At 73.5% G+C, this 16,031-nt stretch carries 13 protein-coding genes; 3 read left to right on the forward strand and 10 right to left on the reverse strand.

Going from position 1 to position 16,031, the window contains the following annotated elements; all coding sequences use genetic code 11:
• Positions 1 to 8: 8 nt before the first annotated feature.
• The 6 genes from ABFY03_RS12860 to hrcA form a co-directional block, all read right to left on the reverse strand.
• Positions 9 to 1,154 carry a tetratricopeptide repeat protein gene (locus ABFY03_RS12860; RefSeq protein ID WP_319013899.1) on the reverse strand — a complete coding sequence of 382 codons (1,146 nt, stop codon included), beginning with the start codon at positions 1,152 to 1,154 and terminating at the stop codon, positions 9 to 11.
• On the reverse strand, positions 1,151 to 2,527 hold the full coding sequence (locus ABFY03_RS12865; protein WP_346169944.1) for an ATP-binding protein: 1,377 nt from the start codon (positions 2,525 to 2,527) through the stop codon (positions 1,151 to 1,153). The genes ABFY03_RS12860 and ABFY03_RS12865 overlap by 4 nt, the downstream gene beginning before the upstream one ends.
• Positions 2,528 to 2,582: 55 nt before the next feature.
• Positions 2,583 to 3,326: a 16S rRNA (uracil(1498)-N(3))-methyltransferase gene (locus tag ABFY03_RS12870; RefSeq protein WP_319013897.1), complete on the reverse strand. Its 744-nt coding sequence runs from the start codon at positions 3,324 to 3,326 to the stop codon at positions 2,583 to 2,585.
• A complete protein-coding gene (locus ABFY03_RS12875; RefSeq protein WP_319013896.1) occupies positions 3,323 to 4,411 on the reverse strand; it encodes a nitronate monooxygenase in 1,089 nt (362 codons plus the stop codon). Before ABFY03_RS12875 ends, ABFY03_RS12870 begins: the two co-directional genes overlap by 4 nt.
• A 218-nt stretch (positions 4,412 to 4,629) precedes the next feature.
• Positions 4,630 to 5,766 carry a molecular chaperone DnaJ gene (gene dnaJ / locus ABFY03_RS12880; RefSeq protein ID WP_031005076.1) on the reverse strand — a complete coding sequence of 379 codons (1,137 nt, stop codon included), beginning with the start codon at positions 5,764 to 5,766 and terminating at the stop codon, positions 4,630 to 4,632.
• Entirely contained in the window at positions 5,767 to 6,786 is a 1,020-nt protein-coding gene (gene hrcA, locus ABFY03_RS12885; protein WP_319013895.1) for a heat-inducible transcriptional repressor HrcA, read from the reverse strand.
• 137 nt (positions 6,787 to 6,923) lie between these two features.
• On the opposite strand from hrcA, the gene ABFY03_RS12890 reads away from it, so the two are divergent.
• Positions 6,924 to 7,661, forward strand: a complete 738-nt coding sequence (locus tag ABFY03_RS12890; protein WP_346169945.1) for an MBL fold metallo-hydrolase — start codon at positions 6,924 to 6,926, stop codon at positions 7,659 to 7,661.
• Between the two features lie 119 nt (positions 7,662 to 7,780).
• Positions 7,781 to 8,587: a DUF3097 domain-containing protein gene (locus ABFY03_RS12895; protein WP_319013893.1), complete on the forward strand. Its 807-nt coding sequence runs from the start codon at positions 7,781 to 7,783 to the stop codon at positions 8,585 to 8,587.
• Positions 8,588 to 8,706: 119 nt separating this feature from the next.
• Here the strand turns inward: ABFY03_RS12895 and hemW are convergent, their stop codons facing one another.
• The 3 genes from hemW to lepA all read right to left on the reverse strand — a co-directional run bounded on the left by hemW (position 8,707) and on the right by lepA (position 13,923).
• Positions 8,707 to 9,948, reverse strand: coding sequence for a radical SAM family heme chaperone HemW (gene hemW / locus ABFY03_RS12900; protein WP_319013892.1), 1,242 nt, complete (start codon positions 9,946 to 9,948; stop codon positions 8,707 to 8,709).
• Between the two features lie 48 nt (positions 9,949 to 9,996).
• Positions 9,997 to 11,874, reverse strand: coding sequence for an AMP-dependent synthetase/ligase (locus ABFY03_RS12905; protein WP_346169946.1), 1,878 nt, complete (start codon positions 11,872 to 11,874; stop codon positions 9,997 to 9,999).
• 180 nt (positions 11,875 to 12,054) lie between these two features.
• On the reverse strand, positions 12,055 to 13,923 hold the full coding sequence (gene lepA, locus ABFY03_RS12910; RefSeq protein WP_319013890.1) for a translation elongation factor 4: 1,869 nt from the start codon (positions 13,921 to 13,923) through the stop codon (positions 12,055 to 12,057).
• Between the two features lie 207 nt (positions 13,924 to 14,130).
• Between lepA and rpsT the strand changes: the two genes are divergently transcribed.
• A complete protein-coding gene (gene rpsT, locus ABFY03_RS12915) occupies positions 14,131 to 14,397 on the forward strand; it encodes a 30S ribosomal protein S20 (RefSeq protein WP_030494120.1) in 267 nt (88 codons plus the stop codon).
• A gap of 590 nt (positions 14,398 to 14,987) precedes the next feature.
• On the opposite strand, the gene holA is transcribed toward rpsT, so the two are convergent.
• The gene (gene holA, locus ABFY03_RS12920) at positions 14,988 to 15,983 is read right to left on the reverse strand and encodes a DNA polymerase III subunit delta (RefSeq protein WP_319013889.1); all 996 of its coding nucleotides are present in this window, start codon (positions 15,981 to 15,983) and stop codon (positions 14,988 to 14,990) included.
• Positions 15,984 to 16,031: the final 48 nt, after the last annotated feature.

Genomic DNA, 16,031 nt, shown 5'->3' on the forward strand with positions numbered 1-16,031 from the left:
GAGCCCGCTCAGTCCTTGGGCATCCGCCGGTTGAGGGCGGAGCGGCTGATCCAGTACGTGAGCACGACGGCCCAGAACAGCGGCGTGCCGAGCCCCGCGACCACCCCGGCGTCGAAGGACCACAGCGCCATGGAGACCGCCGAGTACAGCCCGAGCAGCGCGACGGCGGCGGCCATCGCCAGCACCGGCCGGCAGTTGCGGGCGACGAGGAGCAGCGGGCGGCGCAGCCGGGGCGGCACCCGGCGGGCCATCCACACGGCCCAGCCGCCCCAGGCGCCGACGAGCACGGCGGCCCCGAGGGCGAGGGGCACGAGCGCGTCGGCGCCGGTCGCGCCGGTCCTGACCGGGGCGGAGCCGATCGCGGAGGCGAGGAAGCCGACCAGGGCGACCCAGCGGGCGCCGGCGGCGGTCCCCCAGGCCATCGCCTCCAGGTTGAAGCGGGCCTTGCGGTCGGTGAGGTCGAGCGCGGCGGAGGCGACGAAGCCCTCCGCCGCCTGGGTCCAGGCCCCGCGCCGGAACCAGCGGCGGCGCAGCCGGACCAGCGAGAGGTTGTTGTGGGCCTCGCTGCTCTGCGGGTTGAGCCGCAGGGTCGTCTCGTACGCCCGCCGGGCGGTGGCGTGGTCGCCGCGCCGCTGGGCGGTGAGGCCGACGAGGAAGTGGGCGGCGTCCTCCTCGGGACCGAGGGCGACGGCGGTCCTGGCGGCCTCGTAGGCGGCGGCGAGCCGCGCCCGGTCGCGGCCGCCGCCGGCCTCGGCGGTCGCGGCGAGCGCCGTGCCCATCGCGTAGTGGCTGCCCCAGAACTGTGGGGCGAGCTGGACCGAGCGGTGGGCGGCGGCCTCGGCGTCCCCGTACCGCTTGAGGGCGAGCAGGATCTGGGTGCGCATCAGGTGCGCCATGACCAGCTCGGGCTCGGCGCGCAGCGCCTGCTCGACGGCGGCGAGGGCGGTCGTGTGGTCCCCCGCCCGGTGCCGGCACCGGGCCAGCAGCGTGAGGGCGTCGGCGTCCTCGGGGTCCTCGGCGAGGTGCCGGGCCGCGAGTTCGCCGGCCTGCTCGTACCGCCCGGCCTCGTACAGCGCCTCGGCCCGGGCGAGCGCCGAGGGGGTGGCGGGGCCGGAGGGCGTGGCGGGGCCGGAGGGCGTGGCGGGGGTGGTCACAGCTTGCGCTTCCGCTTCAGGTAGGCGAGGAGGTCGTCGTAGAGACCGCCCTCGTTGGCGAACATGGCGACGTTGCGGGCGGCGGCGAACCAGGGCTCGGTGGACGGCCGGATCTGCTTGGCGGCGCCGAGCAGGTCCTTGGTGGTGATGAGCCGGACCTTGCCGGTGCGGGCGGAGTCGAGGAGGGCGGACTCGGCGGCGGTCTCGCACAGGTGGGCGAGGTCGGCGCCGGAGAAGTCGTCGGTGGCCTTGACGAGCTTGCCGAGGTCGACGGCCTCGATCGGCCGCTCGCGCAGGTGGTAGCGGAGGATCGCCTCGCGGGCGGCGGCGTCGGGCGGCAGCACGAGCAGGGTGCGGTCGAGGCGGCCGGGGCGGCGCAGGGCGATGTCGACGTCCCAGGGCACGTTGGTGGCGGCGAGGACGAAGACCCCTTCGTTGCCGGCGCCGGAGGCGATGCCGTCGAGCTCGGTGAGGAGCTGGTTGACGACGTTGCGGAGGCCGTTGCTGTGGGTGCGGGAGCGCTTGCCGCCCAGGGCGTCCAGCTCGTCGAGGAAGACCACGCAGGGGGCCTGGCGGCGGGCGGTCTCGAAGATGTCGTGGATGTTCTTCTCGGAGGCCCCGATCCACATGTCGAGGACGTCGGAGAGCGAGACGGTGAGGAAGTTGGCGCCCAGTTCGCCGGCGACGGCCCGGGCGATGAAGGTCTTGCCGCAGCCGGGAGGGCCGTAGAGGAGGAGTCCGCCGCGGAGCGACTTGCCGTAGAGGCGGCGGAGTTCGGGGTTGCGCATGGGGGCGAGGAAGGCGGCTTCGAGCCGTTCCTTGACGTCGGCCATGCCGCCGACGTCGGCGAGGCGCACGGTCCCGGGCGCGTCCACGTCCCAGGCGGCGGCGTCCCCGGCGAGCCCGTCCCCGCCGTCGGCCTGCGGCGCGTCCAGGAACCGCGGCCCGACGAGGTCGGACACCTGCTCCTCGGCGGCGGCCCAGTCGAAGTCCGGCCTCGCGTCGGGCCGTACGGGCGCGTCCGGGGTCTCCGGCCCGGGCGACGGCGGTACGGCCGGAGGCGCGGGCGCGACGGGCGGCGCGGGCGCGACCGGCGGCTCCGGCGCGGGCGCGACCGGCGGCTCCGGCGCGGGCGCGACCGGCGGCTCCGGCGCGGGCGCGACCGGTGGCATCCCCATGGCGCGGACCATCAGGGCCCGGGCGGCGGCGTCCCCCGGCGCGTGCTGGAGGGCGACGGCCGCCTCCGTGACGGCCTCGTCGTTCCGCCCCTCGGCGAGGAGGAGTTCGGCGAAGTGGAGGCGCAGGGGCACGTCACCGGGGGCGGCGGCGACCGCGGCGCGCAGACTGCGGATCAGGGGGGACTCGTCGGCCATGGGGTCAGCCTAGAAAAGACCCGTGGCGGCCGGACAGCGGGTCCCCCCGGGGGGTTCAGCCCCAGCGGCCGGTGCGGCCGAGGACGAGGGCGGTGGCCGCCGTGCCGGCCGTGGAGGTGCGCAGGACGCTCCGGCCGAGCCGGTACGGCTTCGCTCCCGCCGCCTCGAAGGCGGCCAGCTCCTCCGGGGAGACCCCGCCCTCGGGGCCGACGACCAGCACGACCGAGCCCTTCGCGGGGAGTTCGGCGGTGGCGAGGGCGCCGCTCGGGTGGGCGCGGTCCTCGTGCAGGACGGCCGCGAAGTCGGCGGTGGCGAGCAGCTGGGCGACCTGCTTGGTGGTCATCGGCTCGGCGACCTCGGGGAAGCGGGTGCGGCGGGACTGCTTGCCGGCCTCGCGGGCGGTGGCGCGCCACTTGGCGAGCGCCTTGAGGCCGCGGTCGCCGCGCCACTGGGTGATGCAGCGGGAGGCGGCCCACGGCACGATCGCGTCGACGCCGGTCTCGGTCATCGTCTCGACGGCGAGTTCGCCCCGGTCGCCCTTGGGGAGGGCCTGGACGACGGTGATCCGCGGCTCCTCCGCCGGCTCCTCGTGCTCTCCCGTCACCTCCACGGTCAGCCGGTCCTTGCCCTCGGTCTCCCGTACGACGCACTCCGCCCAGCGGCCCCGGCCGTCGGTGAGGACGAGCTCCTCGCCGGCCTGGAGGCGCTTCACGGAGACGGCGTGCCGTCCCTCGGGTCCCTCCAGGACGAAGGTGCCGGCGCCGGGGACGGCGTCGACGACGAAGACGGGGGCGGTCATGAGGCACTCCTGAGGGCCGGGTCGGCGAGTTCGGTGAGGGCGGTGTCGAGTTCGGCGGCGAGCACCTCGACGAGCTCCCCGGCGGGCAGCTCGCGGGCCAGCCGGTGGCCCTGGCCCGCCCACAGGGCCATGCCCTGGGGGTCGCCGGCGCCGGCGGCGGCCTTCCGCAGCGGGGCGGTGAGGTGGTGGATCTCGGGGTAGCCGGCGGGGGCGTACGGGCCGTGCTCGCGCATGAAGCGGTTGACGAGCCCGCGGGCCGGACGGCCGGAGAACGCCCGGGTGAGGGCGGTGCGGTGGAAAAGCGGGTCGGTGAGGGCCCGCTTGTGCAGCGGGTGGGCGCCGGACTCGGGGCAGACCAGGAAGGCGGTGCCGAGCTGGGCGGCGGCGGCCCCGGCGGCGAGCACGGCGGCGATCTGCGCGCCCCGCATCAGCCCGCCGGCGGCGACCAGCGGGAGCGCGGTGGTCGCCCGGACCTGGGTGAGCAGGGCGAGGAGACCGGTGCCGGGCTGCTCGTCGGCCGGGTCGTCGCGGTACGAGCCCTGGTGGCCGCCGGCCTCGACGCCCTGGACGCACAGCGCGTCGGCGCCCGCCGCCTGGGCCGTACGGGCCTCCTCCGGGGAGGTGACGGTGACGATCGTGTACGTACCGGCGCGGGCGAACGCCTCCAGGGTCTCGGGCTTCGGGCAGCCGAAGGTGAAGGAGACGACGGGGACCGGGTCCTCCAGCAGGATCGCCAGCTTGGACTCGTACCCGTCGTCGCGCGAGTCGTCGGTCTCGCCGAGCGCCGTCCCGTACCAGCCGGCCTCCCCGGCCAGCTGGTGGCGGTAGACCTCGATGGCCGCGGGGTCGGCCGAGGGGCCGGTCTGCGGCATGAAGACGTTGACGCCGAAGGGCTGTCCGGTCAGCCCGCGGACCTGCTTGATCTCCTGGTAGAGACCGCCGGCCGTCTTGTACCCGGCGGCGAGGAAGCCGAGCGCGCCGGCCGCGGCGACGGCGCCGACGAGCGCGGGACTGGAAGCGCCACCCGCCATGGGGGCCTGCACGATCGGGTACCGGAAGAGATCGTTCAGTGCGGTGGTGGACATATGGGCATCGTGTCATGCCCGCTCCCGGGCACGGGAAAGGGGCGGCACTCAGAGTGCCGCCCCTCTCACGCACCGATCACACCGGCCCCGACGGACCCGGCCCGGTCAGCGACCGTTGAACGCGTCCTTCAGCCGCGAGAACAGCCCCTGCTGCCCCGGCTGGCCGTGCTGACCCGGGGGACCACCCCCGGACCCCCGGCCGCACGGACCCGGCCCGGTCAGCGACCGTTGAACGCGTCCTTCAGCCGCGAGAACAGCCCCTGCTGCCCCGGCTGGAACTGGCCCGTGGGCCGTTCCTCGCCGCGGAGCTTGGCCAGTTCGCGCAGGAGGCGCTCCTGCTCGGCGTCGAGCTTGCCCGGGGTCTGGACCTCGACGTGGACGATCAGGTCGCCGCGCCCGTTGCCCCGCAGGTGCGTGACGCCCCGGCCGTGCAGTGGGACCGACTGGCCGGACTGGGTGCCCGGCCGGATGTCGATCTCCTCCAGCCCGTCCAGCGTCTGGAGCTGCACCTTGGTGCCGAGCGCCGCCGCCGTCATCGGGAGGGTGACCGTGCAGTGCAGGTCGTCGCCACGCCGCTGGAAGACCTCGTGCGGGGTCTCCTGGATCTCGACGTACAGGTCGCCGGCGGGGCCGCCGCCGGGGCCGACCTCGCCCTCGCCCGCGAGCTGGATCCGGGTGCCGTTGTCGACGCCGGCGGGGATCTTCACCGTCAGCGTGCGCCGCGACCGGACCCGGCCGTCGCCCGCGCACTCGGGGCACGGGGTCGGGACGACGGTGCCGAAGCCCTGGCACTGGGGGCAGGGCCGGGAGGTCATGACCTGGCCGAGGAACGACCGGGTGACCTGCGAGACCTCGCCGCGGCCGCGGCACATGTCACAGGTCTGCGCGGAGGTCCCGGGCGCGGCGCCCTCACCCGAACAGGTGGTGCAGACGACGGCCGTGTCGACCTGGATGTCCTTGGTGGTGCCGAAGGCCGCCTCGTTGAGGTCGATCTCCAGGCGGATCATGGCGTCCTGGCCGCGGCGGGTCCGCGAGCGCGGTCCGCGCTGCGAGGCCGTGCCGAAGAAGGCGTCCATGATGTCGGAGAAGTTGCCGAAGCCACCGGCCCCGAAGCCGCCCGCGCCGCCCCCGCCGGAGTTGGACAGGGGGTCGCCGCCGAGGTCGTAGACCTGCTTCTTCTGCGGGTCCGACAGGACCTCGTAGGCGGCGTTGATCTCCTTGAACCGCTCCTGCGTCTTCGGGTCCGGGTTGACGTCCGGGTGAAGCTCGCGGGCGAGGCGGCGGAAGGCCTTCTTGATCTCGTCCTGGGACGCGTCGCGGCGCACGCCGAGTGTGGCGTAGTAGTCCGTGGCCACTTACGACTCCGCCAGGATCTGTCCGACGTAACGTGCCACTGCGCGTACCGCTCCCATCGTTCCGGGGTAGTCCATGCGGGTCGGTCCGACCACGCCGAGTTTGGCGACTGCCTCGCCGCCCGAACCGTAGCCGACCGAGACGACGGACGTGGAGTTCAGCCCTTCGTAGGCGTTCTCGTGCCCGATGCGTACGGTCATGCCCGATTCCTTGACCTCGCCGAGGAGCTTGAGGAGCACGACCTGCTCCTCGAGGGCTTCCAGGACGGGCCTGATCGTCAGCGGGAAGTCGTGTCCGAAGCGGGTGAGATTGGCGGTGCCGCCGATCATCAGCCGCTCCTCGTGCTCCTCCACGAGCGTCTCCAGGAGGGTCGCGAGCACGGTCGAGACCGTGGCGCGGTCCTCGGGCTCCTCGAAGGACTCGGGGAGGTCCTGCACCAGCTGCGGCACGTCGGCGAAGCGACGGCCGCCGACCCGGCTGTTCAGCCGGGCCCGCAGATCGGCGAGGGAGGTCTCGCCGAAGGGCGCGGGGCAGTCGATGACCCGCTGCTCGACCCGCCCGGTGTCCGTGATCAGGACGAGCATCAGCCGGGCCGGGGCCAGCGACAGCAGCTCGACGTGACGGATCGACGAACGGGTGAGCGACGGGTACTGGACGACGGCGACCTGCCGGGTCAGCTGCGCGAGCAGCCGCACCGTACGGCCCACGACGTCGTCGAGGTCCACGGCGCCGTCGAGGAAGTTGTGGATGGCGCGCCGCTCGGGGGTCGAGAGCGGCTTGACGCCGGCCAGCCGGTCCACGAAGAGCCGGTAGCCCTTGTCGGTGGGGATCCGGCCGGCGCTGGTGTGGGGCTGGGCGATGTACCCCTCCTCCTCCAGCACCGCCATGTCGTTGCGCACGGTGGCGGGGGAGACCCCGAGCTTGTGGCGTTCCGTGAGCGCCTTGGAACCGACCGGTTCCTCCGTGCCGACGTAGTCCTGGACGATGGCGCGCAGCACCTCGAGTCTGCGTTCGCTCAGCACGCGCACACCTCCGTTCCAGCCGTTCCGGTTGCTCCGCTTTTGGCACTCGCCCTGTCCGAGTGCCAGGAAACCCCCGGCCAGTGTACGGCCGGGCCCGTCGATCCTGGCAAGGAGGCGGACCCGCTAGCGTCGGCGACATGGACATCGACGAAGCGGTCTGGACGGCTCAGGGGTGGGAACGGCTCGCGGACGGGGTGGGCCGGCGGCGGCTCCCGGGCTGGGACGCGACGACCGGACTGGTCGTGGGCGAACGGGCCGTGCTGCTGTACGACACCGGCTCCACGCTCGCCGAGGGCGCGGCGATCCGGGCCCAGGCGGAGGCGATCACCGGCGGCCGGCGCGTGACGCACATCGCACTCGGCCACCCCCACTTCGACCACGTCCTGGGCACGGCCGCCTTCGCCGGCGCGGAGGTCTTCGGCGCGGTCGGCACGGAGGAGCTGCTCGGCTCCGCGCACGCCCGCGAGGAGCTGTACACGGACGCGGTGCGGCAGGGCGTCGACGCGCGGGCCGCGGCGGAGGCGACGGAGGTGCTGGTGGCCCCGCGCCACACCGTCACGGGCGAGTGGACCCTCGACCTGGGCGGCCGGCAGGTCCTCCTGGCCAATCTGGGCCCCGCCCATTCCGGCCACGACCTGGTCGTCTGCGTGCCGGGCGAGCGGGAGGTCGTCTTCTGCGGCGACCTCGTCGAGGAGTCCGGCGAGCCGCAGGCCGGCCCGGACGCGGTCGGCTCCCGCTGGCCCGACGCCCTCGACCGCCTCCTCGCCCTCGGCGGCGAGGACGCCCTGTACGTCCCCGGCCACGGCGCGGTGGTCGACGCGGCTTTCGTCCGACGCCAGCGCGATGAACTGGCACGCCGCTTCGAGGTGTCGTAGCGTCCCCGGAACGCGCGGCCACGCACCGGACCCGACGCCCCGTGGCCGCGTCTCCGGGGGCGACGGACCCCCGGGCCCCGGCAGAGACCACCGCCAGCGCACCCGGAGGACTGGAACCCGTGCGGAGCTACGACCCCGACCTCACCCCGCCGTGGAAGCGCGCGGCCCCCGTCCCCGAGGTCCCGGCCGATCCCGATCTGGTCGTGGAGGAGGTCTCCACGGGCTTCTGCGGGGCGGTGATCCGCTGCGAGGCGGGCACGGTGACGCTGGAGGACCGCTTCGGCAAGCACCGGGTCTTCCCGATGGAGCCGCGCGGCTTCCTCCTGGAGGGCAGGGTCGTCACCCTGGTCCGCCCGTCCTCCGGCGGCCCGGCCCGCCCGGCCCGTACGGCCTCCGGCTCGATCGCCGTCCCGGGCGCGCGGGCCCGGGTGGCCCGGGCGAGCCGCATCTACGTGGAGGGCCGCCACGACGCCGAGCTGGTCGAACGGGTCTGGGGCGACGACCTGCGCGTCGAGGGCGTGGTCGTCGAGTACCTGGAGGGCGTCGACCACCTCCCGGAGATCGTCGCCGGCTTCGCCCCGGGCCCCGACGCCCGCCTGGGCGTCCTGGTCGACCACCTGGTCCCGGGCTCCAAGGAGTCCCGCATCGCCGCCCAGGTCGCCTCGGACCACGTCCTGGTCGTCGGCCACCCCTACATCGACATCTGGCAGGCGGTGAAGCCCGCCGTCCTGGGCATCCCGGCCTGGCCGGCGGTCCCCCGAGGCCAGGACTGGAAGACGGGCACCTGCCAGGCCCTCGGCTGGCCGGCCGACAACACGGGCGCCGTCTGGCAGGCCATCCTCAAGCGCGTCGAGTCCTACAAGGACCTGGAACCGGAGCTCCTGGGCCGCGTGGAGGAACTGATCGACTTCGTGACGGTGGGGTAGCCGGCCCCCGTGCGGGCCGTCGTCCCGCCGGGGGTCCCCCCGGGACGGGTGGGCGCACGGGACGGCGCCCTCCGGCCCCGGCTTCCGCGCCTGAACCGCGCCCGGAGGCGCCGCGTCCGTCAGTCCACCAGGTCCCGCACCACCGCGTCCGCGAGCAGCCGCCCCCGCAGCGTCAGCACGGCGCGCCCGGCGGCGTACGGCGCCGCGTCGAGGAGCCCGTCCGCGAGCGCGCGCTCGGCCGCGGCCCGTCCCGCCGGCTTGAGGATCGACAGCTCGACGCCCTCCCGCAGCCGCAGCTCCAGCAGGATCCGCTCGACCCGCCGGTCCTCGTCGGACAGCAGCTCCCGCCCCGCGCCGGGCGACTTCCCGGCGCCGAGCGCCGCCGCGTACGCGCCCGGATGCTTGACGTTCCACCACCGCACCCCGCCCACGTGCGAGTGGGCGCCGGGTCCCGCGCCCCACCAGTCCGCGCCGCGCCAGTACAGCTCGTTGTGGAGGCAGCGCCCGGCGTCCGAGGTGGCCCAGTTGGACACCTCGTACCAGGAGAAGCCGGCCGCCTCGAAGGCTTCGTCGGCGATCAGGTACCGGTCCGCGTGCACGTCGTCGTCGGTCATCGGCACCTCGCCGCGCCGGATCCGCCGCGCCAGCTGCGTCCCCTCCTCGACGATCAGCGCGTAGGCGCTGACGTGGTCGGGGCCGGCCCCGATGGCCGCGTCGAGCGAGGCCCGCCAGTCGTCGTCGCTCTCCCCCGGCGTCCCGTAGATCAGGTCGAGGTTCACGTGCTCGAACCCGGCGGCGCGCGCCTCCGCGACGCACGCCTCGGGCCGCCCGGGCGTGTGGGTCCGGTCGAGGACCTGCAGCACGTGCGGCCGGGCGCTCTGCATCCCGAAGGAGATCCGGTTGAAGCCGCCGGCCCGCAGCTCCGCCAGGTAGGCGGGGTCCACGGACTCCGGATTCGCCTCGGTCGTCACCTCGGCGTCGTCGGCGAGCCCGAACTCGTCCCGGATCGCCCCCAGCATCCGCACGAGGTCGCCGGCGGCCAGCAGCGTCGGCGTACCGCCGCCGACGAAGACGGTCCGCACCGGCCGCGGGTCGTCGCCGAGGACCTTCCGGGCGAGCCGGATCTCCTCGGCGACCTGCCCGGCGTAGTTGTCCCGCGAGGCGAGCACGCCCCCGGCACCGCGCAGCTCGCTCGCGGTGTACGTGTTGAAGTCGCAGTACCCGCACCGCGTGGCGCAGTAGGGCACGTGCAGATAGAACCCGAGCGGCCGTTCCCCGGCCCCCTCCAGGGCGCGCGCGGGCAGCGCCCCGTCCTCGGGCATGGGCTCACCATCGGGCAGTACGGAAGGCATGGGGTCCATTGTCCCGCACCCCGCTCCCGTACCGCCCGCGGTGGCGGTCCGCCGCGGTCAGACCTCGCGCGATCCCGCGTACATCTCCTCGATGAGGTCCTTGTACTCGCGCTCGACGACCGGGCGCTTCAGCTTCAGGGAGGGGGTGAGCTCGCCGTGCTCGATGTCGAGGTCGCGCGGGAGCAGGCGGAACTTCTTGATCGTCTGCCAGCGCTGGAGGCCCTCGTTGAGCCGGTCCACGTAGCCCTGGATGAGCCGCTCGGTCTGCGGGGCGGCGACGACCTCGGCGTACGACTTGCCGGCGAGGTCGTGCTCGGCGGCCCAGCCGAGGATGGCGGGCTCGTCGAGGGCGATGAGCGCGGTGCAGAAGTTCCGGTCGGCGCCGTGGACGAGGATGTTGGAGACGAACGGGCAGACGGCCTTGAACTGGCCCTCGACCTCGGCCGGGGCGATGTACTTGCCGCCGGAGGTCTTGATCAGGTCCTTCTTGCGGTCGGTGATCTTGAGGTAGCCGTCGGCGGAGAGCTCGCCGATGTCGCCGGTGTGGAACCAGCCGTCGGCCTCCAGGACCTCGGCGGTCTTCTCGGGCAGGCCGTGGTAGCCCTCCATGATGCCGGGGCCGCGGAGCAGGATCTCGCCGTCGTCGGCGATGCGGACCTCGGTGCCGGGGAGCGGCTTGCCGACGGTGCCGGTGCGGTAGGCCTCGCCGGGGTTGACGAAGGAGGCGGCGGAGGACTCGGTGAGGCCGTACCCCTCCAGGATGTGGATGCCGGCGCCGGAGAAGAAGTAGCCGATCTCGGGGGCGAGGGCGGCGGAGCCGGAGACGCAGGCGCGCAGCCGGCCGCCGAACGCCTCGCGGATCTTGGCGTAGACGAGGGCGTCGGCGACCTTGTGCTTGGCGGAGAGGCCGAAGGGCGCGGAGGCGGTGCCGGTGCGGCGGAAGTTGTCCTGGGTGACCTTGGCGTACTCGCGGGCGACGCCGGCGGCCCACTGGAAGATCTTGTACTTGGCGCCGCCGCCGGCGCGGGCCTTGGCGGCGACCCCGTTGTAGACCTTCTCGAAGATGCGGGGGACGGCCGCCATGTAGGTCGGCTGGACCACCGGCAGGTTCTCGATGATCTTGTCGACGCGGCCGTCGACGGCGGTGACGTGGCCGACCTCGATCTGGCCGGAGGTGAGGACCTTGCCGAAGACGTGGGCGAGCGGCAGCCAGAGGTACTGGACGTCGTCCCGGGTGACGAGGCCGGTGGCGGCGATGGCCTTGGCCATGTACGACCAGTTGTCGTGCGGCAGGCGGACGCCCTTGGGGCGGCCGGTGGTGCCCGAGGTGTAGATGAGGGTGGCGAGCTGGTCGGCGGTGATGGCGGAGACCCGCTCCTTGACCGCCTCGGGGTGCTTCTCCAGGTACGCGGCTCCGCGCGCCTCCAGCTCGGCGAGGGTGAGCACCCATTCCTCGGACGTGTCGGCGCCCTCGGGGTCGACGACCACGACGTGGTGGAGCCCGGGCAGGTCGGCCCGGCGCTCGACCGCCTTGGCCAGCTGGGCGGCGTCCTCGGCGATGAGCACCTTCGACTCGGAGTCCGAGAGGATGAAGGCGGACTCCTCCGCGTTGGTCTGCGGGTAGACCGTGGTGGTCGCCGCGCCCGCGCACATGACGCCGAGGTCGGCGAGGATCCACTCGACCCGGGTGGAGGAGGCGAGGGCGACCCGCTCCTCGGGGCGGACGCCGAGGTCGATCAGGCCGGCGGCGATGGCGAAGACGCGCTGTGCGGCCTGACCCCAGCTGAGCGACTTCCAGTCGTCCGGTCCGGTGCCGGAGGCGGCGGGGACCGGATGGCGGTACGCCTCCGCGTCGGGGGTGCGCTCGACCCGTTCGAGGAAGAGCGCCGCGACGGAGGGCGGCCGGTTGTCGATCTGGGTCTGGTTGTCGCTCACGTCGTCCTCCGGGCGGCGGCGGTGCCTGTTGGGGTGCAACTACGGATGCGTAACTAACTCACGAGTAACCTTCGGGGGGCTTCAGATTAGAGCGCCGACGTCCGGCGCGTAAGAGCCTGTGGATAACGAACGGGTCCGCGCGCCGGTGGCACACGGACCCGTTCCTGTCGGCCGAGCTGACTACTTCTTGCCCTTGCCGGCGGACTCGTCGCTCGACAGGACGGCGATGAAGGCCTCCTGCGGGACCTCCACCGAGCCGACCATCTTCATCCGCTTCTTGCCTTCCTTCTGCTTCTCCAGCAGCTTCCGCTTACGGGAGATGTCACCGCCGTAGCACTTGGCGAGGACGTCCTTGCGGATGGCGCGGATGGTCTCGCGGGCGATGACCCGGGAGCCGATGGCGGCCTGGATGGGCACCTCGAACGCCTGCCGCGGGATGAGCTCGCGCAGCTTGGCGACGAGCCGCACGCCGTACGCGTAGGCGGCGTCCTTGTGGGTGATCGCCGAGAAGGCGTCCACCTTGTCGCCGTGCAGCAGGATGTCGACCTTGACGAGCGAGCTGCTCTGCTCGCCGGTGGGCTCGTAGTCGAGCGAGGCGTAGCCGCGGGTCTTGGACTTCAGCTGGTCGAAGAAGTCGAAGACGATCTCGGCCAGCGGGAGGGTGTAGCGGATCTCGACCCGGTCCTCGGAGAGGTAGTCCATGCCGAGGAGGGTGCCGCGCCGGTTCTGGCACAGCTCCATGATCGAGCCGATGAACTCGGTGGGCGCGAGGATCGTGGCGCGCACGACCGGCTCGTACACCTCGTCGATCTTGCCCTCGGGGAACTCGCTCGGGTTGGTGACGGTGTGCTCGCTGCCGTCCTCCATGACCACGCGGTAGACCACGTTGGGGGCGGTGGCGATCAGGTCGAGACCGAACTCGCGCTCCAGCCGCTCGCGGATCACGTCGAGGTGGAGCAGGCCGAGGAAGCCGACGCGGAAGCCGAAGCCGAGCGCGGCGGAGGTCTCCGGCTCGTAGACGAGCGCGGCGTCGTTGAGCTGCAGCTTGTCGAGCGCGTCGCGGAGCTCCGGGTAGTCAGAGCCGTCCAGCGGGTACAGACCCGAGAAGACCATCGGCTTCGGGTCCTTGTAGCCGCCGAGCGCCTCCTCGGCGCCCTTGGACTGCGAGGTGATGGTGTCACCGACCTTGGACTGCCGGACGTCCTTCACGCCGGTGATGAGGTAGCCCACCTCGCCGACGCCGAGGCCGTCGGCCGGCAGCATCTCGGGCGAGTTGGTGCCGATCTCCAGGAGCTCGTGGGTGGCGCCGGTCGACATCATGCGGATGCGCTCGCGCTTGTTGAGCTGGCCGTCGACGACACGGACGTACGTCACGACGCCCCGGTACGAGTCGTACACGGAGTCGAAGATCATCGCGCGGGCGGGGGCGTCGGCGACGCCCACCGGGGCCGGGATGTCCCGGACGACGCGGTCGAGCAGCGCCTCGACGCCCATGCCGGTCTTCGCGGAGACCTTGAGGACGTCCTCCGGCTGGCAGCCGATGAGGTTCGCCAGCTCCTCGGCGAACTTCTCCGGCTGGGCGGCCGGGAGGTCGATCTTGTTGAGGACCGGGACGATGGTGAGGTCGTTCTCCATCGCCAGGTAGAGGTTGGCGAGGGTCTGCGCCTCGATGCCCTGGGCCGCGTCGACCAGCAGGATCGTGCCCTCGCACGCGGCCAGCGACCGCGACACCTCGTAGGTGAAGTCGACGTGCCCGGGGGTGTCGATCATGTTGAGGATGTGCGTACGCCCCTGCTCCGGCCCCTCGGTGGGGGCCCAGGGCAGCCGGACCGCCTGGGACTTGATCGTGATGCCGCGCTCACGCTCGATGTCCATCCGGTCGAGGTACTGGGCGCGCATCTGCCGCTGGTCGACCACACCGGTCAGCTGGAGCATCCGGTCGGCGAGCGTGGACTTGCCGTGGTCGATGTGCGCGATGATGCAGAAGTTGCGGATCAGAGCCGGGTCGGTACGGCTCGGCTCGGGCACGTTGGTAGGAGTCGCGGGCACGCAGGGTTCTCGTCTCGGGCGGTGTTCGGAACGGATACGTAGCCCCCATCGTCCCATGCCCGCCGCCGGGCGTCCGGTTCGGGCGCTCCCGCTCCCCGTTTGGGGGGCCGCGACGGCGCCTGATACCGTGGACAGCTGTGTCTCGTGTGCCCTCTCAGCTGCGTGGCACATACCTGAAGAAACATCGAACCTGTAAAGGCTCTTTCAGTGGCGAACATCAAGTCCCAGATCAAGCGGAACAAGACCAACGAGAAGGCGCGCCTGCGCAACAAGGCCGTCAAGTCGTCGCTCAAGACCGCGATCCGCAAGGCCCGTGAGGCTGTCGCCGCCGGCGACCTCGAGAAGGCCACCGTGGCCGCCCGTGCCGCCTCGCGTCAGCTCGACAAGGCCGTCTCGAAGGGTGTCATCCACAAGAACGCCGCCGCCAACAAGAAGTCGGCGCTGGCGATCAAGGTTGCCTCCCTCCAGGGCTGAGTCCGGATCTTCTGATCTCAGGCTGTACCCGGCCGTAAGGGACCCAGCGGACCCTCTCTACCGCTCCCGCCCGGCCACCCGGCCCGTACGCGAGACGCGTTCGCCACGCGTGTACGGGACCACAGAGCAGTAACCCGAAGGCCCCGGCCGCCTCCTTCCCCAGGAGACGGCCGGGGCCTTCGCGTCGGTGACGCCCGAGACCTGGGGGCGTCGGAGCCTGGGTTCCGTGGGCCGGGCGCGCCCGCGGGGCTCCCGGAGGGCGTGGGGCCCTCAAGACGGCAACAGACGAGGGGCCGCAATGCCCCACCGGCAACGGCACCCGGCCGACGACCGCACCGCCCCACCGGCAACGGCACCCGGCCGACGACCGCCGCGTCGGCCGACGCCCCGCCCGCCTCAGCGCCCCGCGCCCGGCTCAGCGCCCCGCGCCCGGTTCAGCGCGCCCCCCCGCCCGCCTCAGCGCCCCGCGCCCGGCTCGGTGCCCGCGCCCGGCTCAGCGCCCAGCAGCGCCGGCGCCCAGCGCCTCGCGCCCAGTGTCCGCCGCGCCCCGCGCCTCGCGCCCAGTGTCCGCCGCGCCCCGCGCCTCGCGCTCAGTGTCCGCCGCGCCCCGCCCGCGCCGCGCGGGCCACCGCGACGACCGCCTTCTCCAGGGCGTACTCGGGGTCGTCCCCGCCGCCCTTCACGCCCGCGTCCGCCTCCGCGACGGCCCGCAGGGCCATGGCGACGCCGTCGGGGGTCCAGCCCCGCATCTGCTGCCGCACCCGGTCGATCTTCCACGGCGGCATGCCGAGCTCGCGCGCGAGGTCGGCGGGCCGCCCGCCACGCGCCGAGGAGAGCTTGCCGATGGCCCGTACGCCCTGGGCGAGGGCGCTGGTGATCAGGACGGGCGCGACCCCGGTCGACAGCGACCAGCGCAACGCCTCCAGCGCCTCCGCCGCCCGCCCCTCCACGGCCCGGTCGGCCACGTTGAAGGACGACGCCTCGGCCCGCCCGGTGTAGTACCGCCCGACGACCGCCTCGTCGATCGTCCCGTCGACGTCCGCCACCAGCTGCGTGACCGCCGAGGCCAGCTCCCGCAGGTCGCTGCCGATGGAGTCGACGAGCGCCTGGCAGGCCTCGGGCGTGGCGGACCGTCCGAGCGCCCGGAACTCCTGCCGGACGAAGGTCAGCCGCTCCGCGGGCTTCGTGGTCTTGGGACAGGCCACCTCCCGCGCCCCCGCCTTGCGCGCCGCGTCGAGCAGCCCCTTGCCCTTGGCGCCGCCGGCGTGGAGGAGCACGAGCGTGATGTCCTCGACGGGCGCGTCGAGGTACCCCTTGACGTCCTTGACGCTCTCCGCCGGGAGGTCCTGCGCGTTGCGCACGATCAGCACCTTGCGCTCGGCGAAGAGCGAGGGACTGGTGAGCTCGGCGAGGGATCCGGGCTGGAGCTGGTCGGGGGTGAGGTCCCGGACGTCCGTGTCGGCGTCGGCGGCCCGCGCGGCCGCCACCACCTCCCGGACGGCGCGGTCGAGGAGCAGGTCCTCCTGGCCCACGGCGAGCGTGACGGGGCCGAGGAGATCGTCGCTGGAAGTCTTTCTGGTGGCCATCGCGATCCAGCATCCCACGGCCCACCGACACCCGGCCCCGGCGGCGTC

Source organism: Streptomyces roseofulvus, assembly GCF_039534915.1.
In the GTDB taxonomy this organism is placed as follows: domain Bacteria; phylum Actinomycetota; class Actinomycetes; order Streptomycetales; family Streptomycetaceae; genus Streptomyces; species Streptomyces roseofulvus.

What these genes read in the sequence shown, in the direction of transcription:
- holA (WP_319013889.1), bottom strand. Translation starts at nt 15,983, where the DNA reads ATGGCCACCAGAAAGACTTCCAGCGACGATCTCCTCGGCCCCGTCACG.
- ABFY03_RS12875 (WP_319013896.1), bottom strand. Translation starts at nt 4,411, where the DNA reads ATGTCCACCACCGCACTGAACGATCTCTTCCGGTACCCGATCGTGCAG.
- ABFY03_RS12865 (WP_346169944.1), bottom strand. Translation starts at nt 2,527, where the DNA reads ATGGCCGACGAGTCCCCCCTGATCCGCAGTCTGCGCGCCGCGGTCGCC.
- hemW (WP_319013892.1), bottom strand. Translation starts at nt 9,948, where the DNA reads ATGGACCCCATGCCTTCCGTACTGCCCGATGGTGAGCCCATGCCCGAG.
- ABFY03_RS12870 (WP_319013897.1), bottom strand. Translation starts at nt 3,326, where the DNA reads ATGACCGCCCCCGTCTTCGTCGTCGACGCCGTCCCCGGCGCCGGCACC.
- ABFY03_RS12890 (WP_346169945.1), top strand. Translation starts at nt 6,924, where the DNA reads ATGGACATCGACGAAGCGGTCTGGACGGCTCAGGGGTGGGAACGGCTC.